Here is a 25,573-nt window from a genome sequence, read left to right as displayed (position 1 = left end):
GCGGTGGCATGGTCTTGCCAGGCTGTGGATATTGCCGCAGGAGTATACGCGCTGGGCGTGGCTCCCGGCTGAAGCTTGCGGCACCGGACCCTCGGTGGTTCTTATCCGCTCATCGGCTGAGGTTGCTCAGCGCCAGGTCGACGATCGTGTCGCCACGGCCACTCATCACCGCCTTCAGCGCGTACAGGCTGAAGCCCTTCGCCTGTTCCGCGGTGATCTTCGGCGGCATGGACAGCTCCAGGCGGTTGCTCACCACGTCCAGCAGCGCGGGGCCTTCGTGCGAGAGCACTTCGGCGATGGCCGAGGGCAGGTCGCTGGCGCGGGTCACGCGGCGGCCATGGATACCCATCGCGTTGGCCATGGCGGCGAAGTCCGGATTGCGCAATTCCACGCCGGTCTCGAGCAGGCCCGCCGCCTTCATCTCCAGCTCGACGAAGCCGAGCGTGCCGTTATTGAGCACGATGACCTTCACCGGCAGCTTTTCCTGGGCCAGGGTGATGAAGTCGCCCATCAGCATCGAGAAGCCGCCGTCGCCGGAGAGCGAGATGACCTGGCGGCCCGGATAGGCCGCCTGCGCACCGATGGCCTGGGGCATGGCGTTGGCCATGGAGCCGTGCACGAAGGAGCCGAGCAGGCGGCGCTTGCCGTTCATGCGCAGGTAGCGCGCGGCCCATACGGTGGGCGTGCCCACGTCGCAGGTGAACACGGCATCGTCCTCGGCCAGTTCGCTGACCAGGCGGGACACCTGCTGCGGATGGATCAGGTCGTGGCCGGGCTCGATCCTCGCCAGTTCGTCCAGACCTTCGCGGGCACGCGCGTAGTGGGCGAGGCAGCGGTCGAGATGGCCTCGCACGCGCTTGGGTTCGATGCGCGGAAGCAGTGCGCGCAGGGTCTCGCCGACATCGCCAACCACACCCAGGTCCACTCGGCAGCGACGGCCGATGTTGCCGGGACGGATATCCACCTGCGCGATCTTCGCGTCCTCCGGATAGAACTGGCGATACGGGAAGTCGGTGCCGAGCATCAGCAGCGTGTCGCAATCCTCCATCGCGTGATAGCCCGAACTGAATCCGATCAGGCCGGTCATGCCCACGTCGAAGGGATTGTCGTACTCGACATATTCCTTGCCGCCCAGCGCGTGCACGATGGGCGATTTCAGTGCATCGGCGAGTGCGATGAGTTCGCCGTGCGCACCGGCCGTGCCACGACCACAAAGCAGGGTGACGCGCTTGCCCGCGTTAAGCAGTGCCGCCAAGGCATCGAGTTCGCGTTCGGCCGGAATGACCTTCGGTGCGGGCGGAAGCAAACCCGCCGCGGGTGTCACTTTCTTCACCGGCGACGCGCGCATCGCGACGTCGCCTGGGATCACCACCACGGCCACGCCGCGTTGCCCGACCGCCGCACGGATCGCCGCGTCGAGCACGAAGGGCATCTGCGCCGGATCGGACACCATTTCGCAATACACGCTGCATTCGCGGAAGAGTTCTGTCGGATGCGTTTCCTGGAAATACCCGCTGCCGATTTCCGCACTCGGGATATGCGCGGCGATGGCCAGCACCGGCGTGCGCGAGCGGTGGCAGTCGAACAGACCGTTGATCAGGTGCAGGTTGCCAGGGCCGCAACTTCCTGCGCAAACGGCGAGTTGCCCCGTGAGCTGCGATTCACCACCGGCGGCGAATGCACCGGCTTCCTCGTTGCGCACGTGCACCCAGTCGATGCGGTTCCGCTCGCGCAACGAATCGGTGATGGCATTGAGGCTGTCGCCCACCACGCCGTAGATGCGACGGATACCGGCTTCTTCGAGGGTTTCGGCGATCAGGTCGGCAAGGTTGGAGATGGTCATGGGGGAACTCCGTGGGCACGAAGTTCCATGTTATGCCGCGACGACGGTCAAGAGGCCGTCGTCGGGCCTATCCATTCGTATAGGTAATCCCATACGCCATGACCGAGTCGCGTGCCCCTGCGCTCGAAGTGCGTCTCGATGCGCCACGCCGGACGCTCCGCGGTTTCGCCTGGCCCGACACGATTGCGCCAGCCTTCGGCGGCTTCCATCGTCTCGCGCATGTGCTCCGCGTAGGCTTCCCAATCGGTGGCCAGGTGCAACAAGCCACCGGGCGCCATGCGCGACGCGAGCAAGGCTACGAACGCGGGTTGCACGAGGCGACGCTTGTTGTGGCGCTTCTTGTGCCATGGGTCGGGAAACCAGATGCGTACCTCGGACAAGCTGCCCGCGGGAATTTCGTTTTCCAGTACCTCGACGGCATCGTGCTTGTACAGGCGCACGTTGGACGCATCGCGCGCAGCCAGCGCGTTCATCAGGCGGCCGACGCCGGGGCCGTGCACTTCGACGCCGATGTAGTCGCGCGCGAGATCGTGTTCGCTCGCCCATGCCAGCGCTTCGCCGTTGCCGAAACCGATTTCCAGCACGCACGGCGCGTGCCGCCCGAAGGTCGCATCGAGATCGCGCTCATGGCCCGTGTAGTCGAGGCCGAAGCGTGACCAGTGATCGTCGAACGCGCGCTGCTGCGCCGGGGTCATGCGACCTTCGCGCAGCACAAAGCTGCGGATGCGGCGGTGGAACGGGGCGTCGCCCGATGTCTCGTCGTCGTGTGCCATGCTCAACCGACCAGCCCGTCGACGGGGCTCGATGCAGAAGCGAAACGTTTGCGCGGGATACGGCCGGCGCGGAAGGCGGCGCGGCCCGCTTCGACGGCGAGCTTCATCGCGTGCGCCATCAGCACGGGATCTTTCGCGCCGGCGATGGCCGTGTTCATCAGCACGCCGTCGCAACCCAGTTCCATCGCGATGGATGCGTCGGATGCGGTACCGACGCCCGCGTCGACGATGACCGGAACCTTCGCGTTCTCCACGATCTCGAGCAGGTTGTAGCGATTCTGGATGCCCAGGCCCGAACCGATCGGTGCCGCCAGCGGCATGATCGCCGCGCAGCCGATCTCTTCCAGGCGGCGGGCGAGGATGGGGTCGTCGGAGGTGTAGACCATCACGTCGAACCCATCGGCGACGAGCTTCTCGGCCGCGACCAGGGTCTGCACCACGTCGGGATAGAGCGTGCGTTCGTCGCCGAGCACTTCCAGCTTCACCAGGTTGTGCCCGTCGAGCAGTTCACGTGCGAGGCGGCAGGTACGCACGGCGTCTTCGGCGGTGTAGCAGCCGGCCGTGTTCGGCAGCAGGGTGAAACGGTCGGGCGGCAGCGCGTCGAGCAGGTTCGGCTGGCTGGCGTCCTGGCCGATGTTCACTCGGCGGATCGCCAGGGTGACGATCTGCGCACCGGCGGCCTCGGTGGCCCGGCGCGTCTCGTCGAAATCTTTGTACTTGCCGGTGCCGGTGAGCAGTCGCGAGTGGAACGTGCGGCCGGCAACGGTGAGCAGGTCGTCGGCGGCGGGAGAGAAGTGGTTCATGCGGGCTATCCGTCGGAGGGCGCGGCGTCAGCCGCCGCCAATGGCGTGGACGATCTCCACCCGGTCGCCTTCGGCAAGCAGGTGCGTCGGGTGCGCGCTGCGCGGCACGATCTCGAGGTTGACCTCCACCGCCACGCGCTTGCCGGCATAACCGGCGGCATCGAGCAGGGCGGACACGGAAGTGCCGGGCGCGCATTCGCGCGCGTCGCCGTTAAGAGTGATCAGCATCCCCCAATTGTACCCAACCCACCTGCTTGGGAAACCAAGATGAGAGCAGCCTAGGATGAGGGAGGCATGCAAGGCGCCCGAGCAGGGTGGCCGAGCAGGGTGGGAAGCGGCCTAGGCCGCGAACCCCCTCACCGCCCCCGCCACCCCTCACCACCACCCCGCAAAGGAACCCCCGTCCCCGGCTGATTCCCCGACCCCATACCCGTCCCCGGCTGCGGAGCCCGGCTGTTCGTCATCCCCGTCCCCGGCTGAGGCTGCGGATTCCCATAACCACCATTCCAACCATTCCGCCAACGGTCATCCCGCTCCGGAGGCCGCTGCGGCGCCAGCTTCACACCCGCTCCGCTGGCCGAGGCATTCCCGCCGGACGGCGCTGCCAGACTCAACGAACCGTTCCGGCCATGGTCGTGATCGTGACCACCACCGTGACCATCGCCCGGGCCATCGTGATCATGGCCATGCCCGTCGTCGTGGCCGTCATGCCCATGCCCGCGCCGGTTGTCCCGGTCGTAGCCGTAGCCGTAGCCGTAGCCCGGGGGATAGCCGCCGCCGTAGTAGTAGCCACTTTCCGCCACGGAGCCATCGCCATAGCCGTACTGGTCCCGGTACCCGTCATCGCCCACCGATACCTGTCCGCCCACATAGAACCGGGGCGGCTGGGGCAGGCTTCCGGTGCTCACGGTGTCCTTGCGAACGGGTACGGAGGGCCCGGAGATATAGCTGACCCCCGGCTTGGGCATGTCCGCCGTGGACACGGTGCGCGATTGCGCACCCGCGACACCCGCGCCGAGCGCGAGCCCGATGGCGATGGAAAGTGAAAGCGCGCGACGCATGGCCTGACCCTCGTAGGGATTCCCTCGCCGGATTATGCGCCCGAGGCCCGGAGCCGGCGTAAGAACCCACGGACGCGTTCAGCCACCCGCCACCTTTCCCCCATCGCCACTGTCGTATTACCATCCATGCCCGACGCGGGTGTAGCTCAATGGTAGAGCTGTAGCTTCCCAAGCTACTGACGAGGGTTCGATTCCCTTCACCCGCTCCACTCAGTGCCACCAGCGCGCTAAGTGCCTTTTCTGCAACGTCTTTTCTGAAAACTGGGCAGCATCAACGATGCCTATGCACTGGCGCGAAAGCTCTACGATGCTGCGCTGATTGGCACTTACCTCAATGTGTATCTCCAGCGGTATGCGTAGCCTGGAGAGCCCTTGGTCGCGCGCATCGATGGTGGATTACCCGGGCGAAAGCGCTTCCGAGAACAGGTGAAATCACAAAGTATGTGGACGCCGCCCCCGAGCTAACGGCGGTCCGCCCTTGCCTGAGTGCGCTTGACTATGCCGGTGTGCGTGAACGGTGCAACGACCAGACCACCATAACTTCCTAGACCGCCTCCTTTTGAACGACGGGACGTTCTATCTGAAGAATCGCGCCGAATGGCTTGGACAGCTGAGGCCGACACGCTCGACATCATCATTTTGTACTTGGCATATTCCTTCTGCCTGAGCGGGTGCTACATGATGTCGTCCGACTATATGGATGCGCTGGAAGTGGGATCAGCCCGGAACACGGCTCGGAAGACTGGGTGGTGCCCTATGTGCAAGCATTCCTCGCCGAGAAGGTCGAGCCAAGCTGCCCGGGGCTCGTCGCGGCGCTGCGGAAAGAGACTGGTATGGAACTCGATGGCTAGGCCCATCGCCTGCGCAAAACTTTATCTTCCACCAGTCTGCTCCAGTCAAAAGGAGAGACCAATAGTGGCGTAGTTGCCCTGTATGCGGAAGAAGGCAGCTAGGCCAGAACGGGCCCCATCAGTTGCATGACGTCGGCCTTATTAGCATCAAAATAGTGCTCACAGAATGTCTGAAATATGCCCCGGCGGACACTATCTTCCGACATGCCGGGCTTCGCCTGCATGATGTGAGCCATCAAAGCCAGGAACGATGCTTTGCAGGCATTACGCAGATTGGACCCCTGCAGCCCGTGATCGATGTTCGTGACATTCGTGTGGAGTTGAATCCGATTGTCCTCAAACTTCTTTTGCAAGCGGCGGAGCGCTTCAGCCCGGTGCGCGGTCAAAAAATGAATGACCAGTCCTTGTTCTGGGGCCCAAGGCAGGTAGTTGAGTGCATCGCCGTGGGCTTGAAATTCTGCCAGCCGGTCGTGGGCGCCCGAGGCTTCCCATCCAGCGATCGTCTCGTCCTTAACATCGCCGTCCAGGACTGCTTTAACGCGCGTTGACTCCGGGAGAATCGAGCGCCCGTGGCCCATAAATCGGACAACGCTCATGAAAGGACCAATGGGTGCAACTTTCACAGTGGGTGCCAATCGGCCGTCGTGCCCGAAACGCTCCGCCTTGAACATTGACGCGAATGCTTCGACCACTTCAACGGCGTTGACATCCTCCACGTAGATGACGACGTCCGGCGCGCGCTCCTCTCCAAGAGCAATGGCACCCAAAGCATAGGTTGGGAAGCAGCCTGGGATGGTGCTAACCGCCCCATCTGTATTCTCAAGATACAGGAGCCTATTTCGCGGGACGGACTTGATGAGGCTGACCGAGTGCGTCGAGAAAATGACCGTGAGGCGCTTTTCCGCGGCTATGCGTTCGAGATACCGGACCAGATTGATTTGCACTCGGGGATGCAGCGCAAGCTCCAATTCGTCAACGAGAAGGAGCGATTCCACCGGGATGCGCTGGAGGGAGCGAATCATTTTCAGCACGCACAGTTCGCCCAGGCTGAAATTCTTCTCTGAAAAGTAGGTGGCACGCGCTGTCTGAAGGAGGAAAGCGGCGTTGCCAACGCCTTTCGATAAATTGATGGTCTTCAAGTCGTCGAAGCGTTGGGTCTCGAAGATTTCGTTCGCGGCGGCACGGACACCTTCGTGAGCCGGTCGGACCCTCCGTGGTTCGAAGTCCTCAGGTCGCGGTGTAATCCGGTCAGCGGTAGCGCCCACATACAACACATCCTTGAAGCCGAAGCGGTCAAGCAGGCGATTATTCGCGCGAGGGCGAGGCACCCAACGCTCACCGCCATAGGCATAAGTGACAGAGGCGGTGCCAAGCTCGTAAGTGATGCGTGCATTAGCGAAGTTATCGAGCCGCTCGCTCTTGCTGGACGACGGGAAATGGACAGCGAACGCCTGGGGGTATGCGATGCGGCGGAGGCAGGCTAAAAGCGTGGTTTTGCCTGCTCCGTTCGACCCGGCAAGAAGATGCACTCCCCGGCCAGGCATCTCGAACCGGAGTGTCCGGATATGCTTCAGCCCCTCTATCTGAATCACTCGTGCCACGATTCCCCCTTGCCCATGGCGGCATTCGCGGATGCCGAGCATGTTCGAGAGTGTCGCGACTCACTCGCACGTTGTCAAAAGAGTTCCCGATAGGCGGGTGATGCGGATTGACCAGCCGTTGAGCGTCACCCTAATTGCATGTAATAGGCATCCCAGGAGCGCGCTAAGCAAATTCGGCAATTTTTTTGACGGTTTTCTGTGGGCGTTATCATATGGCCCCCGTCTTACATGCGCTGCCATGCTTCCCTCCAGTTCGCCCACCACTTCGATGCGCGCGCCCCTTTACGACCTGCGCGCAACAAGGTCGCTGACAGCCTCATCCACACCATCAGGTGCACAGCCCGGGCGATGGCATCGACCGGAGGCACTACATCGCAGAGGGCACCGTCATTGAATGACAAACGGTGCTCGATAGCCTGCCCGTTCCCCACATTCCGCCCCCCTGTCCCAGTCGGTTTGATACCTACTTGACTCACCAGAAGACGGAGCGAGAACGGGAGGCTAGGGCTCGACTAGAGGGGAGGTGTTTTTTGTGAAAGAAGGGCCCCCGCCGTGCACGCCCCCCGAAAAACGGTGGGCGCCAAAAGCAACATAATGTAGTGAGAATGTCCGCGACATTCGAACGTACTACAGAATAACTCTCGTTACAGCATGGCTCCGATTTGCGCAAAAATTTGTTCGAAGCTACGTCGACTTTCCGCAGTCAGACTTTTTCCATCTAATAGAGGCAATACCGCCTGCATGGCGCGATAGTGGTTATATCCCCCATCTTTCATGAGCGACAACTTCTCGCTCTTCAACCACTGATTGATTCGCTCAACAACGCGCGGATGTGTTCCTAGAGCATTAGCGGTGACTGATTTTCCATCCAGCTCTTTCGTATATGCTGAGTTAAATGCAGAAAGATAAACGTCCAGCGGGAGCAAATCTTCGATGTCAGCCTCTGGCGGTGTGGGCTCGATGAACATCGAAAAATCCATCACACGCTTTCGCTCGATGAGCTTTTGTTTAACGAGGTCTTCCAGCTTCTGGTGTGGAGTGCTCGCCCGGTCATGCAGCACCACGATCTTGAGCTTGTTCGACCCAAGAAGTGCTACGAAAGTAGCCAGTTTGTCGAGACCTCCGACAGGCACCAAGATGGCGTCGCTAAGACCCTGGCTTCCCTCGGCTTCGAACAATGCTGCCACATGCTGTAGCAAGATAAGGTCGGCCGCGCCCTCGACAAGAACATTTTTCTTGGCAATGAAAAGATTCTGCGCGATGGAGTATCCGAGTGCGGCTTGAAGCGGAAATAGGCTTTCATCGGAAGAGCCAGCGAGGTCGCCAGTGACTTTGGTGCCTTCTTTGATACGGTCCTCGACGACGCGAACCTCATCCAACCTTGCGCCATCGACCATGAATGGCGAATGGGTCGAATACAGAATCTGATGATGTGTGGATAGCTCTCGGATGTAAGCTAGGAAGTCTGCCTGGGCCAAGGCGTGCAGGTTAAGACCGGGCTCGTCTAAAAGGAGAATCAGCGACTCGCTGGTTTCCGCTCGAGACTGGACGGCATCGAACCACACAAGAAAGCTGAAGAACCAAATGAAGCCCTTGCTTCGCTGGCTAAACGGCACCGTGACACCGTGACGGCGATTCTTGATGCGAATGTAGAGGTTGGGGCCGCTGTTAAACGGCGCAATGTCTTTGTTGTCTGTTTTTACATCAAACTCAACATCGAGGTCGCCATTCTGTTTCCAAAACTCGAAGACCTTTTGGGTGATGCTCAGTCCTATGGCTTCGAGTTTTGCTTTGGCTGACTCGTAGCCTTCCTCGCTGATTAGTTCGTCCAGCGTCGTGCCCGCTAGCTCGAGGAGCCCTTGAGCGGTTTCGTCCGCCTCAGTAATTTTCTTTGCGGCAATCCGCTGTTGCAAAGAAGGAAGATTTATCTTTCCTTCTAGGATTTTATAGTCGTCGAAGTAGAGAAACTTCGGAAGCGCTGGATGCAGATAGTGCTGATAGATGTAACCGTTTATCAGTCCCCAGCCGTTCGCTTTGGGAGTTCGTTTTCTCCACTGCGCAGCAAACGTGGCCAACTTCCCGTCGGAAGGAAGCCCTAGAGCATCAATCTTGTCCAGCGTTTCAGATAGGGACTTCGACCCATCGAAAACCTCGTCCGAGTGTTCGAGGTCTGCTAACGGGGCGCGCAGAGCGGCTATAGCCGCCTTATCGTCGATATGAAAACCGAGGGTGTTTGTATTCGCAATGGTTGTAGTGCGCGTGAACCGCAACCCTGCTTGAATAATTTCATGGCCGCCGAAGACTTCCGCGTTGATGCGGTCGGCCAACGGCTTGTCGATGCGAAAAGTGAGATGAACGACTTCTTCGTAGTCCTTGGCATTGTGCCGTTGCCGATACCGAATGAGGTCCTTTCGGGGGTAATCGGCAATGAAATCAAACCCTGCATCGTCTAGGGGCAATGACTTGTGCAGTCCTTCGAGAAAGGCCGTTTTCCCGGATTCGTTCTTTCCCACCAGCACTGTTACAGCAGGCCCGATCTCGACGACGGAGGAGTCTTCGATCGACTTGTACTTGGTTACTCGTGCTTGGACCAGGGTGAGCATGGAATCTCCGTCCTCAGGATGTCTTTCATCCAAATAGTGATAGCGTGAGATGTCGAAACACCGTGGCCGATGTTGCTTCGGCTTAGCCGAAGGGGAAATCGGGTTAGGTGTCTACCGAGTGGCCGCGCCAAGCGCATTCGAACCTGTCGCGCTCTTGGCGGCCAACGCCCCAGTGCGCGAAGTTCCATTGCCCCTGTTGCCCCCCGTTTTGATTATCAGCTTCAGAGTCGAAGCGCAAGATGTGGTGAGGCTCATCAGACATAGTTGCCTAGGACCCTGGGACGTCCACCCGATCACTATACTGACAGTATCGCGTCCGCATTGAAGGTACAGGCGCGCGCCTGCGGGCTACACCGATCGATCAGGTCGCCTTGTCGCAAGATGGTAATGCTCTTTGGGGTGCGCAAACGCCTCCTGGTCAGAAGGATCATGTTTTTGATCTCACCACGAAGGTGCCGACTGCTGAAGCGCTCACACCGATGGAGAAACGTGGTGCCAGGTGGCCCGAGGCCATGCAGCAGTTCCAGAATCACGAGCATGAGCGTCAACAGAGTCAGCAGCAGACGCTGGAACGTACCCAAGCCGAGAACCAGGCCCAATCCATGAGCGGACCGGTCATGAGGCTGTAAGAGCGAAAAGACGGGCGCGCGTCGGCGTCCGTCTCTGGGATGTCAGCATCCAGAATGAGCTTCCCGGCCACGACTAGCCTGCGCCACGCTCCGCGCGAACCAGCTCAAGCACCGCGTCCGCGAATGCCCTCGGCGCCTCTTGCGGCAGGTTGTGTCCCGCCCCTGGTATCACGCGGTGTATGCGTGGACCCGTGAACTTCGCGGCCTGGGCCGAACCGTCGGTCGGCCGATGGGCGCTATCGTCGCCGCCATCCAGTGTCACCGTCCGCACCGGTATCGCGGGCAGCGACGCAAGCTTGCGACCGATTTCGGCATAGGCGGGGTCTCCCTGGACCGCGCCGAATCGGTGGCGGAACGAATGTATGGAGACTTCGACATGGTCGGGGTTGTCGAACGATGGGGCCGTGTGTGCGAAGGTCGCGTCGTCGAAGCGCCAGGTCGGTGACCATTGCTTCCAGAAAAGCCGGTTGAACTCACGGCGGTACTTTGTGTAACCGGCGCGTCCTCGCTCGGTCTGGAAGTAGAACTGCCACCAGAGCGGCATCTCGCTTTCGGGCTTCGCCGGGATCAACGCTGCAGCCGGGTCCGCGAACGCATAGCCGTTGCCCGATACCAGGCCCGCGCAGCGTTCGGGCCAGAGGGCCGCGACGGCGCTGGCCGCCTTGCCGCCCCAGTCGTATCCCGCCAGCACGGCGCGCGGCAACGACAATGCGTCGAGCAGTGCCAGCAGATCTGCGCCGAACGCCGCGAACTCGCCCGAACGAAGCGTGTCTGCGCTCAGGAAACGCGTGGGGCCGAAGCCGCGCAGATAGGGAACGATCACCCGGCAACCCGCGGCCACCAGGATGGGCGCGACTTCCGCGTAGGCCTCGATGTCGTACGGGAACCCGTGCAGAAGCGCCACCGCGGGCCCATTTACCGGCCCCGCTTCGTAGTAGGCGATGTTCAAGACACCGGCATCGACATTCTTCAAATGCGCCAGGGCCAAGGCGGGTGATCCGATGCCACTGGCGGACGCCACTTTGCCGCCCAGAGCCAGGTGCAGGCCGGCGATGCCGGCACCCGCCGCGACGCCGCGTAGCAGTCCGCGCCGCAGGAAATCCACGTGATTGGTCATACGGACCTCATCCCGCCGCTGTCGCAGCGAAACGCTGGCGCCCGGCCTGCGTCGTTCAATGGGGTCACTGCATCCGTCATCTGAATCTTTCCGTCGTCGAGTCGAAGGCCGCGTCCATCGTAGGTTCGGGCGGGGCCTGCCACTAGTCACGCGCCAGGCCCCACCGTGTTGAGCGATGGACATCAATCGGTTCGTTCTGCCGCGACAACCTCCTCCACGAACCCCCGATACGAATGAAGCGGCCGCCCCAACAACGTCGCCAGCCGCTCGACATCGCCAGCCTCCGGCACCATTCCGTCGGTAACGAACCGCTCGCCCATCAGGCGCATGTCGAAAGCCATCCAGCTGGGCATGTATTGGCGGAGGTTCTGCTCGAATCCAGCCATGTCTTCACCCGGGTAGGCGATCGGGCGGTCAAGCACGTCCGTCCAGATCGCAGCGACATCCGCTCCGGTGAGCGTGTCGGGGCCGACGAGGTTGATCCGGTTGAGCGGCAGCGGTTCGGCCGCTTGCTCGCGACGAAGCAGTTCGATGGCCGCGACCTCGCCGACGTCACGCGTATCGACCATCGCCAGGCCCTTGCTGCCGATGGGCATGGGATAGATGCCGTACCCCGTCACCACGTCCTTGATCGAAAGGTCGTTATTGATGAAGTAGGCCGGACGCAGGATCGTCGCGTGGAGGCCCATGTCTTCGATCATGCGCTCGACGCCATGTTTCCCCGCGAAGTGAGGAACGTTCACGTAGATGTCGCTATGGATCACCGACAGGTAGACGATGCGTTCGATGCCTGACTCGCGGGCGATGTTGAGCGCGATGAGTGCTTGCGTGTATTCGTCGGCGGTCACGGCATTGAGCAGGAACAGCGTGGAGACGCCTGAGAAGGCTGCCCGCAGGGAGTCGACGTCGAGCAAGTCACCTTGGGCGACGGTAACGTTCGCCGGGAAGTTAGCCTTCGAGGGATCGCGTACGAGTGCGCGGACGTCGGCACCGCGTTTCACAAGCTGTTCGACGACATTACGGCCGACATTGCCGGTAGCTCCAGTAACGAGAATGGTCATGATGTTTACTCCGGTGATTTAAATGAGGGAGGGGTTACGGATTCAGAGGGAGAAATCGACGACGACCTTGCCGAGCTGCGGCTGGGTCCGGTTGCGTTCGATAGCTGCGGGGAGGTCGTCGAAGCGCACGACGGCGGCGACCTTGGATTGCAGGCGGCCTTCCGCCACGTCCTCGGCGATCGCGTGCAGGCGGGCGGCGTCTGGCGTGTTCACGAACCAGAGGCCACGGCGTCCGGCGGGTGTGTTCGATTCGATGGCCGGCGACGCGGTGCTGACGATGACGCCGTCATCGGCGAGTACGGACCACGAGCGGCTCAACACCTCCCCACCGACGTAATCGAGTGCGAGGTCGATGTCGCTGGCGCGGTCTTCGAACTGTTCCCGGTCGTAAGCGATGACGTGATCCGCACCAAGGCCGCGGACGTATTCAGCGTGATCGCCCAGCGCGGTGGCGAACACTTCCGCTCCCGCCTGGTGTGCGAACTGCACGGCGAAGCCGCCGAGGCCACCCGCGGCACCATGGATCAGCACGCGCTGGCCGGCGTGTATCGGACCGGCGAAATGCAGGCTCTGCCATGCCGCCACGGAAGCGACGGGCAACGCGGCGGCTTCTACGAAACCCAATGACTGGGGCACCAGGCTGAGATTGGCCTCGTCGACGGCGACCAGGTCGGCATAAGCGCCGAGTCGTCCGAGCGAGCCCATGACGCGGTCGCCTTGACGCAGCCGCGTCACGCCGGGGCCGACCGCCTCGACGACCCCGGCGAGTTCGATGCCCAGCGTGGTCGGCAGTTGCAATGGAAAGATATCCCGCACGTAGCCTTCGCGGACTTTCCAATCGAGCCCGTTGACTCCGGCGGCGTGGACGCGGACCAGGACCTGGCCGGCTTCGGGAGCAGGGGCGTCGACGGAGGACGTCCGGATGGTTTCCGGGCCGCCGTACGCGGCGAGTTGCAGGGCGCGGATAGTGTTCATCGATGCGTTTCCTTTGGTGTTTGGCGGGTACGGACCAAACAATAGGGGGTTCCACATTCGATACACAGACCATAGAATCGAGACGCCTGGTATCAAATACGAGACACCATGGATATCAATGCGCTCGATGACTTCCATCTCGTGGCAACCCACGGAGGCTTTGGAAAGGCCAGCCGTGCCACGGGCCGCTCCAAGGCAACGCTGTCGCGTCGGGTTGGGGATCTGGAAGAGGAACTGGGCGCGCGTCTGATCGAGCGCGGCACGCAACGCCTGGAGCTGACGGACGCAGGCCAGTTGTTGGTGGGACGCACGGAAGGACCCATGCGCGAGATCGCCGAAGCGTTCGCCGCTGTACGCGATGGGCTTGCAACGCCGCGCGGTCGCTTACGGATCGCGGCGCCGCAGTTGTTCTCGCAACTCGCCCTGGGAGGGCTCGCCGCGAAGTTTTTGGAGCGCTATCCGGAAGTACAGATCGAGACCGTATCAGAGGATCGTTTCGTCGACCTGATCGATGAACATTTCGATGTGGCCATCCGTATCAATCCGCAGAAGGACAGCGACCTCGTCGGGCGTTGCTTCGCCCGGGATCGTTTGGTTCTCGCCGCGGCGCCATCCATCCCGATGCCCAAGGGTCGCCGCGACGGACCTTTCCCCATGCCGGCCGTGGTCATGTCCACCTATCGCGACGGCGATGTGTGGACCGTTCGCAACGGCAAGCTCGCCATCGAGCCGCAACCCGTGTTGCGCCTGTCGTCGCTACTGATGGTTCGCGATGCCGTTGCCGCGGGCGCGGGTGTTGCCTTGTTGCCGCAATCGATCGTGGGAAACCTGCTCGAAAGCGGCGACCTCGTGACATGGGGGATCGCGGGCGAGGACGTCGAGCTTTGGGTGCTGCATACGTCACGACGCCTGCAAAGCCCGAAGGTGCGGGCCTTCGTGGAGTTCATGGCGCAGCAGTACCCGAGCGGGTCGTTCACCATCCGCTGAAATAGATGGGGAATCAACTCGGTGATGCTGCCAGCCGTGCGGTAATCGAAGACGTATAGATCGACGATGCCGTTGAGCGTATTTCCTTGTCGTCTAACGGTCAGCCGCCTTTCCGGTCAGCCATGGTTGCGGTTCGACTAGTTCAAACACGTTGGACTCCACGGCATTCTTGCGTAAGTGCGGCCCATGGCCCGCCCCATAGACGACGAGCACGCGATCTCCCGGCTTCGTCGCCAGTGCGCGGATATGCGTGAAGATGCGCAGGTTGCGCGCATACCATTGGCCGACCCATGCCGCGCCGGGGTTGTTGGTGTCGTCGCCGAAGAGCGGGAGCTTGAAGTAGCCTTTCGCGTCCTCGTTCATGCGCTTGGGATCGTTCCACATGAGGTACCAGTCGGTCACGCCGTGGCCTTTGAGGTACTCGGTCTCCCTTGCCGCCGCGGCCTTCCATGGAGCGACGGTTTTCTCCAGCAAGTCGTCCTTGCCGTGCGCTTTCGCCCATGCCATCCAGTCGTAGTCGGCGTCCTTGCCGGGGGCATCCCCATTCCAGTCGACGGCATCGACACGCGGCAACCCAAGCTGCTTGGCCAGCCGCAATCCGATCTGGTCGGTTTCGTCTGCCGACAAGGTGTAACGGCCGGCCCGATAATCCGTATAGCGCTTGTCAAGCTCGCCTTGCTTGGCATAGGGGTATTCGATCGCGATGTGCGTGGGCTTCCAGGCGGCGAGCCGCGCGACCATCTGCTCGATCTCGGCCTGGCGTGCCGGTGTCCGCACGTCTTCCACATGCGTATTGGCCACGTCGCGATTGTGGTTGGCCAGGTGGCCCGAGCCGAGGAACATCATTTTCGGCAGTTCTTGCGCCGTGGCGGTGACGGAAACCAGGGCCAGAAGGGTGGCGGATATCCAGCGATGCATGTGATTCCCGTACTGACGAGTGAGCGGGTGGGATGCCGGCCCTGACGGGATGGTTGGCATGACTGATGGCATGCTGCCGGACCTCGGATATGTCCCGCAGGGACCGCTAAGTCGCCACCACGTCGTATTCGTGAGCCGTGTCGTGCGGCGCCACGGCCACGCGATACTCCATCAGCAACGGCGACGGCATCCGGCATGCCGGGTGCATCCGGGCCAACTGCAGGATCGATCCGGAGACACCGCTCATCAACCCGGGGGTGAATGCGTCGCGTGCGAGGCCGCCGACGATGCCGTGTTCCTCGATGCTGGACAGCACGATGGCCGCGGCTGGCAGCCCTGTGTTCGGCACGAGTGACAGATCGAGCCGCGCCGAGCGCGTCAGCAACTCCCAGGTGCTGAGGTCACCGTGGCACAGGGTGTGGCTGTGTCCCCAGCCGCCGTCGGCGGCCGCGCGCACCGCGCGGCGCAGCGTATCCAGGTGGCGCGGGTGCCTCGTTCGGTCGTAGAGGTCGCACGCGGCCAGACCGATGCCGACGCTGCCGTGGCACCAGGTGTTCGCGAAGTCGCCGCTGTCGGGCTTGCGCACGTCGATCCAGTTGCCCGCCTTCATGTCGAATAGCGACTCTTCGAAATCGAATGCCAGTTCCGCGAGGTTGAGCCAACGGTGCCGGTCGTCCGTGTTGCCCGCATCGCTGAGGCCGAGGCGCGTGAGAGCCCAACCGGTGCCTGTCGCGCCATGGGCGAACCCGCCGATCGGCTCGTCGAATATGGAAGCGGGCCAGCGTGCCCCGCGTTCATCGACGATGGCCGCCGCTTCGAGATGCCTGCCCGCGCGCCCGGCGAGCGCAAGCCAGCGCGAATCGCCGGTGACGTCGGCGAGGTTCAGCAGGGGAACGATTGCGCCGCCCACGCCTTCGAGGATATCGAGCACGCGTTCGTTCTCGATGTCCCAGCGTTCCATGCGCGTCGCCTGCGCAATGGCACGCGCGAGGAAACCTTCGCCGGGGTGAAGGTGGTCGAGCGTCAGCCACGTCTGTACCTGCGAACCCAGGCCGATGAAACCGCCGATCGCCTCGGCTTCGTCGGTGTCCTCCGCCGTGCGCAGGATGCGAAGCACGCCATTCAACGCCTTCATGGTGCCGTCGACCTCGTCGAGCCGTCCGTGACGCATCTCCTCGGCATAGCCGGCAAGTGCGATGGCGATGCCGCCGAGGCCGACATAGAGGTTCGGCTGCAAGGTGCGCATCGTCCATCCCCCGCGCCCCAGGATGGGACTGATCCAGGTCATCGTCCCATCGTCGCCGCGCACAGAAAGGCGCAGGAGTTGTTCGAGCGTCTCCCGCGCCATCGACCGCCGCCTCCGGTCCAGGTCCACGGCATGGGCGTTCCGGGCGGAAAGGTCGTAGGGCGAACGCTTGTCGTCGTTGAGCCGCACGTTGAGGTGAGCGGTAACGAGGGCGCCGCGAATGGTCAGTTCTTCCAGCTCGATGCGCATGTCCAGCCAGGCACGGAATACCTCGTCCCGTTGCGACTCGTCCAGAACGTTGGCGAAGACGGGAACATCGCCGTAACGCATGTCGTCGATCTCGCTGGCGATGATGGCCGGGTCGGAAGAGGCGACGGGCGAGACGGCGGCATTGCGCACCAGGAGATCGCGGGCGCGCTCGATGGCGGCCGGTTCGTCGTGCAGCGATGCGGGATGCCAGAGCATGCGCATCACTTCGACATACGCCTGTGTCGGACGCCGGATGCGCCGTATGCGGCAACCGACGAAGGCTTCGAGCAAGGGCGAGAGCGCCCCGCAGCGGTGCCGTTCGATGAGCGCATCGGTCATCGTGCGGAAACCCGTGACGATGTCTTCCCAGAAGCGCGAGATGTCGGGATTGGTGCAGGGATGGTTCTTGCCGGTCTCGATCTCGACGCTGACCAGCCCCACCCGGGCGTCGGTCGTCCCGGCATCGACGATCTCCGGGACGCGGATCTTCGGTTGCTCGCCCTGAAGCGCGCCGATGGCGGAGATGTCGACGCCGTCCAGGCCCAGCACCGGCGCCCTGAATGGTACCAGCCCCGTGCGCAGCACCGACGAGCGAATGAGTGCCTGCGCGAGATCGACCGCTTCGCCCTTCTGCGAGGGCGGGAGGGGAATCTCCGTGACGAACAGGCTCTCGACGTCGACCACGTAGGGGATGGTGGACGAAGCGATCAGATTCTCGTAGTGGATATCGGTACCGCCGAGCAAGCGCATGACCGCGAGCCAATGCCCGATGTTGCGATAGAAGACGGCAAGCTGCGTGTCGTCAGTGCAATGGACATGGTCGACGTGGCGGCTCCATCCGTAGTCGCCCCGGTCGAGCACTGCGGGTACTCGTATGCGTGAAGGATCGTCGTGGAGCACCGTGTCGAGAAAGCGGTCGAGCACGGCGTCGACCCGCAGTGACCTCGGCTTGTACATGACCGTGCCACCCGCGAAAGTCAGACGCGCCACGGACTGCCCGCCTTCATGGACATCGCCCTCGCCGAGGTACAGCGAGCGCAACTCGCCCAGATCGGCTCCGACGAAGAGGGACAAGGTTTCACGATCGGCGGCCAGCCGCGAAAGCATGGTGACGATGACATGGCGTTGCTGGTCCAGCACCTTCGTGAGGCGAGGCGTCAGGACGGGATAGCGGCGATCGATCGCCGCCACGAATTCCGGTGTCATGGCTTGCATGACGAAGGCGGCGAAACGCGAGGCTTCGGTCCCCTCGGGAAGATCACCGGAGAGCTTTGCCGCATGCAGCTCCAGCAGGAGCACGCGGTTGAGTTTTCGTTCGGCGTTGTCGAGCAAGGCGCGTTTCGCGACCTTTGCGACGAGCAGGCGCTCCATGTCGTCGAGTCCGGGTTGGCGGGCGATGTCTTCGGCGAGCCGCCGGCGTACGTGGTCCGTAAGGAAGGCGATGACAGGGGCGAAGGCATTCTGCGACGCGGATGCATCCATGGGCGGTCCCGGCGATACCGTTGCGGTTTCTAGGATGGTGAAGGGATAGCCGTGGTGGTTGGCCACGGCTATCGCGGCTACCGCGTGTTAGCAGCAGACGCCCGGCCGGGAGGCCGTACAGGAACTACAGTTGGAAATCAGTGCGATGTCCGTGCTGGTCATCGCCATCACCGTCTGGGCGTGGCCCTCGGTGTAGAGCGAACCCGCCGGATTGTCATACCCACCTACGCTGTCGGCGCCACTCAACCATCCCGCCAGGATCTTGTCGGTCTGCATACGAGTACTCCTAGGTGTTACGAATGTGCGCCCGGACGTTGAAGAAGCGCGTCGCGGCGGGCGCGTCCACGACGACGCCGCCGGAGCATTCTGATGACTCCGGGACAAGGATTTGCATGGTTTGCCGAATATGCGCGCAATACGCGTCACATGCCGGCGACCGGTGTCTGGCACCATGCGATGACGCCGTCACGACGGGTGGAAGGAGGCATCGATGATCCTCAAGCGCTTCATCCTTCGACACCGTGGCCTCGTCCTCGGTGCCGTGGCCCTGTCCGCCGCGAGCGCTCTGTCCACCATGATGCTGCTGTCGCATATCAACGAGCTGGCGGCCAACGGCGTGCATGCCGGCCGCACGGCGCCGCTGCTGACGGGTGCAAGCTGGTTGCTCGCCGTGCTCGCGACAGGCGCAATGTCGCAGTTTATCCTGGCTCGCCTGGGCGGCGACCTCGTCGCACAACTGCGGATCGATCTCTCGCGCCGCTTCATCGACCTTGAGTACGAGAAGCTGGCCAACGAGAAGCACGCGATCTTCGGCTCGCTGATCGAGGATGTGGCGAGCATCGCACCGCTGGTGCTCGTCGCACCCTTGCTGGCGTACAACGGGCTGCTCCTCGTTCTGTATGCGAGTTACCTCGCCAGCGTTTCGCCGCCTCTGCTGGGTATCCTCGCCGCTTTTCTCGGCGTCACGGTCGTGGTCTCCCTGGCGTTGGAGCGGTTTCTTCGCCGGCGTTTCGACGCCTTGCGCGAAGCGAACGAAAAGGTCTTCGAATACTTCCGTTATCTCAGCGAAGGAAAGAAAGAACTGGCGCTCAATGCCGCACGCGCCAGGCATGTGGCCGACGAACTCATCCGTCCGGCCATCGGCCGTTCCCGCCGCTTGATGATCCAGGTGCATACGGGGCTGGGTTTCAATGAGGCGTGGTCGTCGGCGGTGATCTACGCATCGGTCTTCGTGATCGTCTATGTCGGTTACGCGAGCCTGGCATTGCCACAGGCGATACTCATGCGGTTCGTGATCGGCGCACTGTTCCTCAGTGGTCCGGTCGCGTTCATCGTGAGCGCGGCGCGGCAGGTGGGCGTCGGTACCGCCAGCTTGCGGCATCTCCAACGCGTCGGCCTGGATCTTGGTGGTGAGGTCGATCCACCCGCACACGAGGCGGATACGGGCACCGGCGACGAATGGCGAAGCATCGCGCTCAGGGGCGCCACCTATGCCTATGCCGGCGAGGAGGACGGACGGATAGCGCTCGGCCCGGTCGACGTGGAAATCCGGCGCGGCGAACTTCTCTTCATCGTCGGAGGCAACGGCAGTGGCAAGTCGACCTTGTTGCTCTTGCTCGCCTCGCTGCTCACGCCACGCACGGGCGAACTCCTCGTCGACGGCGTGCCATTGGAACTCGACAGGCAGCGGCATCGTGAGCGTTTCACGGGCGTGTTCGGCGATTTCTTCCTCTTTCCGCACGTGCTCGACGTGGCGGGACATCCTCTTCCCGACGAACGCATCCGCACGCTGCTGGTAGCGCTGGGACTGGGCTCGCAGGTCGAGGTGACGCAGGGGGAATTATCGAAGCTCACCCTTTCCACCGGACAGCGAAAGCGCCTGGCGCTCTTGCAGTGCTATGCGGAAGACCGCGATATCTTCTTCTTCGACGAATGGGCCGCCGACCAGGACGCGCACTTCCGCGATTACTTCTATCGCAGCTTGCTGCCCGAGCTGAAGGCCCGCGGCAAGACGGTCGTGGCGATCACCCACGATGACCGGTATTTCTCGCTGGCCGATCGCGTGATCAAGCTCGAAGCGGGGCGCATCGTTTCCGATACGCGGCGTCGCGATGATGAAGCGACATATGCGGCACACGCCCCCATGACGGAACACCGCGTGGTCTAGACGAGAAAGGCCCGCCACGCGGTGCGTGGCGGGCCTTTCCTTCTCGGGGCTACTTCCGAAGGTCGAAGCGGTCGAGGTTCATCACCTTCGTCCAGGCGGCCACGAAGTCGCCGACGAACTTCTCCTGTGCGTCGGCACTGCCGTAGACCTCGGCCAGCGCGCGCAGGATGGAATTCGATCCGAAGACCAGGTCCACGCGACTGCCGATCCACTTCAGCTTGCCCGTGCCGCGTTCGCTGCCTTCGAACGACTCCCTGGCGGGTGAGGTCGCCTTCCACACCGTGCCCATGTCGAGCAGGTTACGGAAGAAGTCGTTGGTCAGCGTGCCCGGGCGATCGGTGAAGACACCCTGCTTGCTGCCTTCGACGTTCGCACCGAGCACGCGCAGGCCTCCCACGAGCACCGTCATTTCCGGCGCCGTCAGGGTCAGCAACTGCGCTTTGTCGATCAGCAACGCTTCGGCCGGCACGCTGTAGCGGCCCTTCACGTAGTTACGGAAACCATCCGCCGCAGGCTCCAACGGCTCGAAGGAAGCGACGTCAGTCTGCTCCTGCGAGGCATCGGTGCGGCCCGGCGCGAAGGGCACGGCAACGTTATTGCCAGCATCCCTGGCTGCCTTCTCCACGGCCGCGCTGCCCGCCAGCACGATCAGGTCGGCCAGGGAGATCTTCTTGCCGCTCGCCTGCGCGCCGTTGAATTCGGCACGGAGGCCTTCCAGGCGTTCGAGCACCTTCGCCAGTTGCGCGGGCTGGTTGACCTTCCAGTCCTTCTGCGGCGCGAGACGGATGCGCGCACCGTTGGCTCCGCCGCGCTTGTCGCCACCACGGAATGTGGAGGCGGAGGCCCAGGCGGTCGAGACCAGTTCCGACACGCTGAGGCCGGAGGCCAGCACCTTTTCCTTGAGTTGCTTGATGTCGTTCTCGTCGACCAGCGGGTGATCGACGGCGGGCACCGGGTCCTGCCAAATGAGTTCCTCGGCGGGCACTTCGGGACCGAGGTAGCGCGAGCGCGGGCCCATGTCGCGATGGGTCAGCTTGAACCAGGCGCGCGCGAAGGCATCGGCGAATTCTTCCGGATGATCGAGGAAGCGGCGGGAGATCTTTTCGTAAGCCGGGTCGAGGCGAAGGGACAGATCGGTGGTCAGCATCGTCGGCTTGCGCGCGGGACCGCCATGCGCGTCGGGAATGACATCGCCGGCATCCTTCGCCACCCACTGGTGAGCGCCGGCCGGGCTCTTCGTCAGTTCCCACTCGTGCTTGAACAGGTTCTCGAAGAACAGGTTGCTCCACTTCGTCGGCGTCTGCGTCCAGGTGACTTCCAGGCCGCTGGTGATGGTGTCGCGACCGACGCCGGTGCCATGGCTGTTCTTCCAGCCCAATCCTTGCTGTTCGAGATCGCCCGCCTCGGGCTCGGCCGCCACGTTGGCCGCGTCGGCCGCGCCGTGGGTCTTGCCGAAGGAATGGCCGCCCGCGATCAGGGCGACCGTCTCCTCGTCGTTCATCGCCATGCGCGCGAAGGTCTCGCGGATGTCGTGCGCCGCCGCGATCGGGTCGGGCTTACCCTCCGGGCCTTCCGGATTGACGTAGATAAGACCCATCTGGACGGCGGCGAGCGGATTCTCGAGATGGCGCCCGCCTTCGGTGCGGTCTTCTTCCTCGCCGTGCAGATGGGGATCGGCCACCAGCACGCCTTCGCTGTCCGGCGTGACCTTGCCGTAGCGGTGGTCGCCACCGAGCCACTCGGTCTCGTTGCCCCAGTACACGTCCTGGTCGGGTTCCCAGGTGTCCTCGCGTCCCCCGGCGAAACCGAAGGTCTTGAAGCCCATGGTTTCGAGGGCGACGTTGCCCGTGAGGATCAGGAGGTCGGCCCAGGAGATGCTGTTGCCGTATTTCTGCTTGATCGGCCAGAGCAGGCGGCGCGCCTTGTCGAGGCTGACGTTGTCGGGCCAGCTGTTCAGCGGAGCGAAGCGCTGCTGACCACGGCCACCGCCGCCACGTCCATCGCCGATGCGGTAGGTACCCGCGCTATGCCATGCCATGCGGATGAATAGCGGGCCGTAGTGGCCGAAATCGGCTGGCCACCAGTCCTGCGAATCGGTCATCAGGTCAGCCAGGTCTTTCTTCAGCGCCGCGAGGTCGAGCTTCTTGAACGCCTCGGCATAGTCGAAGTCCGGCGCCAGAGGGTTGGACCGGGACGAATGCTGGTTGAGCAGGTCGACCCTCAGGCGCTTCGGCCACCAGTCGCTATTGGTCGTGCCGCCGCCGGCGGTGTGATTGAAAGGGCATTTCGCTTCGCTCGACATCAGCGCGACTCCTGTGGCTTGCCGGGACGAAGGACCGAGCGCCGGCGACTCGTGGTTTACGTAGTGCCTGGATCATGGGCCGATTGCGAGCATTGCAGAAATTGATTGATCTTATGATGACAAGAGGCTGCGCCTATCGGGAGTCACCGTAACTCCTGCAAGCGGATCAGGTTTCCCGCCGGGTCGCGAACGGCGCAATCGCGAACCCCATACGGCTGATCGGCGGGTTCCTGGACGATTTCCGCGCCACTGGCCTGTATCCGGTCGAACGCTTCCGCGAGATTCCTCGTCGCCAGCAGCAGGATGGCGAAGGTGCCCTTGGCCATCATCTCGGCGATCGTGCGGTGCTCGTCCTCGGTGACACCTGGCGAAGCGGCCGGCGGGTACAGGACGACCGACGTCTCCGGCTGGCCAGCGGGCCCGACCGTGAGCCAGCGCATGCCGTTGTACCCGACGTCCTTGCGGATCTCGAAGCCGAGGATGTCGCGATAGAAGGCCAGGGACGCCTCCGGGTCGTTGTGCGGCAGGAAGCTGGCGTGGATGGTGATATCCATGGCGACAGTGCTCATTGATTGGGAGCGGTCATGCTAGACGTCATGCCGAAGCGCGCGCTTCTCGATTCCTGACCGGTCGCGTGACTTGTTTCGCCACGCACGACGGGATACCGGATACCGCCTGCGCCTCCCGCTGGCGATAGACACTCGGAGGCATGCCGACCAGTTCCGCGAAGCGGGTGCTGAAGGTGCCGAGCGAAGAACAACCCACGGCGAAGCAGACATCGGTGACGCTGAGGTCGCCGCGACGCAGCGACGCCATCGCGCGCTCGATACGGCGCGTCATCAGATAGGCATAGGGCGATTCGCCATAGGCGAGCCGGAACTGGCGGCTGAGGTGCCCCGCGGACATGTGTACGCCGCTGGCGAGTGCTTCGACGTCCAATGGCTGGGCGTACTCGCGATCGATGCGATCGCGGACCCGGCGTAGCCTTGCCAGGTCGCGCAGATGCGGTGTCGGGGCGGGGCGGTCGGTCACGCGGCGGATCGTGACACGCCTCACCTTCTTCCCTCAAGCCGGTTGACGCTATCGACGCCGCGCGCTTTCATCGGGATCTTTCCCCGAGGATGCCCCCTCCGATGCCCCAGCGCATGCGCCGTCTCCTGGCCGGCATGGCCACCGTTCTCGTCGCCGGCATGACCATGGCCGCACCTCACGCGGCTTCACCATGGTGGAAGCACTCCTTGATCCTCGAGATCTATCCGCGCAGTTACGGTGACAGCAACGGCGACGGCGTAGGTGACCTCAACGGCATCACGGCCCATCTCGACGACGTGCGCTCGCTGGGTGCCGATGCGATCTGGATCGCGCCGATGTATCCCTCGCCCCAGGTCGACTTCGGTTACGACATCTCCGATTACCGCGCCGTGGACGCGCAGTACGGCAGCATGGCGGACTTCGACCGGCTGCTGGCCGAGGCGAAGAAGCGCCATGTCCGCGTGCTCCTCGATATGGTGCTGAACCATACTTCCGACAAACACGCCTGGTTCGTGGAATCGGCCAGCTCGCGCCAGAACGCCAGGGCCGACTGGTACGTCTGGAACGACGGCGTTGATGCGAATGCGCCGGGCGTGACGGCCTTCCAGAAGCGTTTCGTGCACGAGGGCAGGGTGCCGCCGAACAACTGGGAATCCGTCTTCGGTGGGTCGGCCTGGGAATGGGTGCCGGCGCGCAAGCAGTTCTACTACCACCGCTTCTACCGGCAGCAACCCGACCTGAACTGGCGTAACCCCGCCGTGGAAGCCGCGATGTTCGACGCGATGCGCTTCTGGCTCGACCGTGGCGTCGCCGGGTTTCGTCTGGATGCGATCTCCACCTTGTTCGAAGACACGAAGTTGCGTAACGACCCCGAGCGGGGCGGCACCAATGCGCAGGGCGATCCGAACCTGCACAACCAGTACAGCGATAACCTGCCGGAAGTGCACGACGTGATGCGCCGCATGCGGAAGATGGTGGACGGCTATGCCGGCGACCGCGTGCTCATCGGCGAAACCTATACGCCGAAGACCAGCGATCTGCTGCCCTGGTATGGCGGCGAGCATCAGGATGAACTGCACCTGCCGATGGACTTGATTCCCGGCTTCGGCTGGCAGGCGAAGTTCGATGCGGCTTGGTTCCGTGAACATTTGCAGGCCGCGCAGACCGATTTGCTCGGGTTGCCGCCATTGATGGTCTTCGATAACCACGACAATCCGCGTTCCATCGACCGGTTCGGCGATGGCCGCAACGACATCGCGCGTGCCCGGATCATCGCGGCAATGTTGCTGACCAACCGCGGCGCGGCGCTTACCTATTACGGTGCTCCCATCGGCATGACCACGAGCACGCCGACGCGCAAGGAAGACGTGCGCGATCCCATCGGGATCACCGGGTGGCCGCAGGAAAAAGGGCGCGATGGCGAACGCACCCCGATGCAATGGACGGCCGGGCCGCAGGCGGGCTTCTCCACGAACCCGAAGACATGGCTTCCTGTGGCCGCCAACTACCGCACCGTCAATGTCGCCAGCGAAATGGCCGACCCATCGTCCCTCCTGCAGTGGTATCGCAAGCTGATCGCCTTGCGCCGCGACAACCCCGCGCTGCGCGACGGTGCGATGACCTTCGTCGACACGAAGAACCCCGACGTGCTCGCCTACGTGCGCGAAGGCAAGGAGCCGGTGCTGGTCGCCATGAATTTCAGCGGCGAGGCACGGCCGCTCACGTCGGGTGTCCAGGGCCACGGCCTGCGCACGCTGGCGGCCAGCGACGCCTCGTTGAGCCGGTCGGACAAGCTGGACGGCACGATCCTGCCGCCGTACTCCGTCTGGGTGATTTCTTTCGAGCGATAAGCACCTATAGTCGCGCGATCACT

The 25,573-nt window shown here is 63.0% G+C and carries 19 protein-coding genes and 1 tRNA gene; 4 read left to right on the top strand and 16 right to left on the bottom strand.

Annotated elements, in window-relative coordinates; all coding sequences use genetic code 11:
- Positions 1-109: 109 nt before the first annotated feature.
- From poxB to QFZ41_RS07320, 5 genes are all read right to left on the bottom strand, one after another.
- Positions 110-1,843: a ubiquinone-dependent pyruvate dehydrogenase gene (gene poxB / locus QFZ41_RS07340; RefSeq protein WP_429198153.1), complete on the bottom strand. Its 1,734-nt coding sequence runs from the start codon at positions 1,841-1,843 to the stop codon at positions 110-112.
- Positions 1,844-1,890: 47 nt separating this feature from the next.
- Complete coding sequence (gene trmB, locus QFZ41_RS07335) at positions 1,891-2,616, bottom strand: tRNA (guanosine(46)-N7)-methyltransferase TrmB (RefSeq protein WP_429198152.1); 726 nt, start codon at positions 2,614-2,616, stop codon at positions 1,891-1,893.
- Positions 2,617-2,618: 2 nt separating this feature from the next.
- Positions 2,619-3,419, bottom strand: a complete 801-nt coding sequence (locus QFZ41_RS07330; RefSeq protein WP_429198151.1) for a thiazole synthase — start codon at positions 3,417-3,419, stop codon at positions 2,619-2,621.
- A gap of 27 nt (positions 3,420-3,446) precedes the next feature.
- The gene (gene thiS, locus QFZ41_RS07325; RefSeq protein WP_306850982.1) at positions 3,447-3,647 is read right to left on the bottom strand and encodes a sulfur carrier protein ThiS; all 201 of its coding nucleotides are present in this window, start codon (positions 3,645-3,647) and stop codon (positions 3,447-3,449) included.
- A gap of 128 nt (positions 3,648-3,775) precedes the next feature.
- Positions 3,776-4,480, bottom strand: a complete 705-nt coding sequence (locus QFZ41_RS07320; protein WP_429198150.1) for a hypothetical protein — start codon at positions 4,478-4,480, stop codon at positions 3,776-3,778.
- A 135-nt stretch (positions 4,481-4,615) separates the two neighbouring features.
- On the opposite strand from QFZ41_RS07320, the gene QFZ41_RS07315 reads away from it, so the two are divergent.
- Positions 4,616-4,689 (top strand) — tRNA-Gly (locus QFZ41_RS07315).
- 740 nt (positions 4,690-5,429) lie between these two features.
- On the opposite strand, the gene QFZ41_RS07310 is transcribed toward QFZ41_RS07315, so the two are convergent.
- The 5 genes from QFZ41_RS07310 to QFZ41_RS07290 form a co-directional block, all read right to left on the bottom strand.
- Complete coding sequence (locus QFZ41_RS07310) at positions 5,430-6,974, bottom strand: AAA family ATPase (protein ID WP_429198149.1); 1,545 nt, start codon at positions 6,972-6,974, stop codon at positions 5,430-5,432.
- Between the two features lie 602 nt (positions 6,975-7,576).
- Positions 7,577-9,535 carry an AAA family ATPase gene (locus QFZ41_RS07305; RefSeq protein WP_429198148.1) on the bottom strand — a complete coding sequence of 653 codons (1,959 nt, stop codon included), beginning with the start codon at positions 9,533-9,535 and terminating at the stop codon, positions 7,577-7,579.
- 702 nt (positions 9,536-10,237) lie between these two features.
- Positions 10,238-11,281: an alpha/beta fold hydrolase gene (locus QFZ41_RS07300; RefSeq protein ID WP_429198147.1), complete on the bottom strand. Its 1,044-nt coding sequence runs from the start codon at positions 11,279-11,281 to the stop codon at positions 10,238-10,240.
- A gap of 182 nt (positions 11,282-11,463) precedes the next feature.
- The gene (locus QFZ41_RS07295) at positions 11,464-12,342 is read right to left on the bottom strand and encodes an SDR family oxidoreductase (protein WP_429198146.1); all 879 of its coding nucleotides are present in this window, start codon (positions 12,340-12,342) and stop codon (positions 11,464-11,466) included.
- A gap of 42 nt (positions 12,343-12,384) precedes the next feature.
- A complete protein-coding gene (locus QFZ41_RS07290) occupies positions 12,385-13,317 on the bottom strand; it encodes an NADP-dependent oxidoreductase (protein WP_429198145.1) in 933 nt (310 codons plus the stop codon).
- A gap of 108 nt (positions 13,318-13,425) precedes the next feature.
- Between QFZ41_RS07290 and QFZ41_RS07285 the strand changes: the two genes are divergently transcribed.
- The gene (locus QFZ41_RS07285) at positions 13,426-14,304 is read left to right on the top strand and encodes a LysR family transcriptional regulator (protein WP_429198144.1); all 879 of its coding nucleotides are present in this window, start codon (positions 13,426-13,428) and stop codon (positions 14,302-14,304) included.
- Between the two features lie 93 nt (positions 14,305-14,397).
- On the opposite strand, the gene QFZ41_RS07280 is transcribed toward QFZ41_RS07285, so the two are convergent.
- From QFZ41_RS07280 to QFZ41_RS07270, 3 genes are all read right to left on the bottom strand, one after another.
- The gene (locus QFZ41_RS07280; protein ID WP_429198143.1) at positions 14,398-15,222 is read right to left on the bottom strand and encodes a DUF5694 domain-containing protein; all 825 of its coding nucleotides are present in this window, start codon (positions 15,220-15,222) and stop codon (positions 14,398-14,400) included.
- Positions 15,223-15,328: 106 nt separating this feature from the next.
- Entirely contained in the window at positions 15,329-18,199 is a 2,871-nt protein-coding gene (locus tag QFZ41_RS07275) for a type 2 lanthipeptide synthetase LanM family protein (protein WP_429198142.1), read from the bottom strand.
- An 87-nt stretch (positions 18,200-18,286) separates the two neighbouring features.
- Positions 18,287-18,475, bottom strand: a complete 189-nt coding sequence (locus QFZ41_RS07270) for a DUF6229 family protein (protein WP_306850975.1) — start codon at positions 18,473-18,475, stop codon at positions 18,287-18,289.
- 214 nt (positions 18,476-18,689) lie between these two features.
- On the opposite strand from QFZ41_RS07270, the gene QFZ41_RS07265 reads away from it, so the two are divergent.
- Complete coding sequence (locus tag QFZ41_RS07265) at positions 18,690-20,366, top strand: cyclic peptide export ABC transporter (protein WP_429198141.1); 1,677 nt, start codon at positions 18,690-18,692, stop codon at positions 20,364-20,366.
- 49 nt (positions 20,367-20,415) lie between these two features.
- Here the strand turns inward: QFZ41_RS07265 and katG are convergent, their stop codons facing one another.
- From katG to QFZ41_RS07250, 3 genes are all read right to left on the bottom strand, one after another.
- Positions 20,416-22,668 carry a catalase/peroxidase HPI gene (katG, locus tag QFZ41_RS07260; RefSeq protein WP_429198140.1) on the bottom strand — a complete coding sequence of 751 codons (2,253 nt, stop codon included), beginning with the start codon at positions 22,666-22,668 and terminating at the stop codon, positions 20,416-20,418.
- Positions 22,669-22,811: 143 nt separating this feature from the next.
- Positions 22,812-23,222: a VOC family protein gene (locus QFZ41_RS07255; protein WP_429198139.1), complete on the bottom strand. Its 411-nt coding sequence runs from the start codon at positions 23,220-23,222 to the stop codon at positions 22,812-22,814.
- Positions 23,223-23,262: 40 nt separating this feature from the next.
- The gene (locus tag QFZ41_RS07250; protein ID WP_429198138.1) at positions 23,263-23,724 is read right to left on the bottom strand and encodes a helix-turn-helix transcriptional regulator; all 462 of its coding nucleotides are present in this window, start codon (positions 23,722-23,724) and stop codon (positions 23,263-23,265) included.
- A gap of 77 nt (positions 23,725-23,801) precedes the next feature.
- Between QFZ41_RS07250 and QFZ41_RS07245 the strand changes: the two genes are divergently transcribed.
- Entirely contained in the window at positions 23,802-25,550 is a 1,749-nt protein-coding gene (locus tag QFZ41_RS07245) for a glycoside hydrolase family 13 protein (protein WP_429198137.1), read from the top strand.
- The last annotated feature ends 23 nt before the right edge of the window (positions 25,551-25,573 follow it).

The sequence above is a fragment of the Luteibacter sp. W1I16 genome (genome assembly GCF_050434905.1).
GTDB lineage: Bacteria > Pseudomonadota > Gammaproteobacteria > Xanthomonadales > Rhodanobacteraceae > Luteibacter.
This window is presented reverse-complemented; position numbering and strand designations above follow the sequence as displayed.

Bases quoted from the DNA above. Each gene is read 5' to 3' on its own strand.
- poxB (WP_429198153.1), bottom strand. From the start codon at position 1,843: ATGACCATCTCCAACCTTGCCGACCTGATCGCCGAAACCCTCGAAGAA.
- trmB (WP_429198152.1), bottom strand. From the start codon at position 2,616: ATGGCACACGACGACGAGACATCGGGCGACGCCCCGTTCCACCGCCGC.
- QFZ41_RS07330 (WP_429198151.1), bottom strand. From the start codon at position 3,419: ATGAACCACTTCTCTCCCGCCGCCGACGACCTGCTCACCGTTGCCGGC.
- thiS (WP_306850982.1), bottom strand. From the start codon at position 3,647: ATGCTGATCACTCTTAACGGCGACGCGCGCGAATGCGCGCCCGGCACT.
- QFZ41_RS07320 (WP_429198150.1), bottom strand. From the start codon at position 4,480: ATGCGTCGCGCGCTTTCACTTTCCATCGCCATCGGGCTCGCGCTCGGC.
- QFZ41_RS07310 (WP_429198149.1), bottom strand. From the start codon at position 6,974: ATGCTCGGCATCCGCGAATGCCGCCATGGGCAAGGGGGAATCGTGGCA.
- QFZ41_RS07305 (WP_429198148.1), bottom strand. From the start codon at position 9,535: ATGCTCACCCTGGTCCAAGCACGAGTAACCAAGTACAAGTCGATCGAA.
- QFZ41_RS07300 (WP_429198147.1), bottom strand. From the start codon at position 11,281: ATGACCAATCACGTGGATTTCCTGCGGCGCGGACTGCTACGCGGCGTC.
- QFZ41_RS07295 (WP_429198146.1), bottom strand. From the start codon at position 12,342: ATGACCATTCTCGTTACTGGAGCTACCGGCAATGTCGGCCGTAATGTC.
- QFZ41_RS07290 (WP_429198145.1), bottom strand. From the start codon at position 13,317: ATGAACACTATCCGCGCCCTGCAACTCGCCGCGTACGGCGGCCCGGAA.
- QFZ41_RS07285 (WP_429198144.1), top strand. From the start codon at position 13,426: ATGGATATCAATGCGCTCGATGACTTCCATCTCGTGGCAACCCACGGA.
- QFZ41_RS07280 (WP_429198143.1), bottom strand. From the start codon at position 15,222: ATGCATCGCTGGATATCCGCCACCCTTCTGGCCCTGGTTTCCGTCACC.
- QFZ41_RS07275 (WP_429198142.1), bottom strand. From the start codon at position 18,199: ATGGATGCATCCGCGTCGCAGAATGCCTTCGCCCCTGTCATCGCCTTC.
- QFZ41_RS07270 (WP_306850975.1), bottom strand. From the start codon at position 18,475: ATGCAGACCGACAAGATCCTGGCGGGATGGTTGAGTGGCGCCGACAGC.
- QFZ41_RS07265 (WP_429198141.1), top strand. From the start codon at position 18,690: ATGATCCTCAAGCGCTTCATCCTTCGACACCGTGGCCTCGTCCTCGGT.
- katG (WP_429198140.1), bottom strand. From the start codon at position 22,668: ATGTCGAGCGAAGCGAAATGCCCTTTCAATCACACCGCCGGCGGCGGC.
- QFZ41_RS07255 (WP_429198139.1), bottom strand. From the start codon at position 23,222: ATGGATATCACCATCCACGCCAGCTTCCTGCCGCACAACGACCCGGAG.
- QFZ41_RS07245 (WP_429198137.1), top strand. From the start codon at position 23,802: ATGCCCCAGCGCATGCGCCGTCTCCTGGCCGGCATGGCCACCGTTCTC.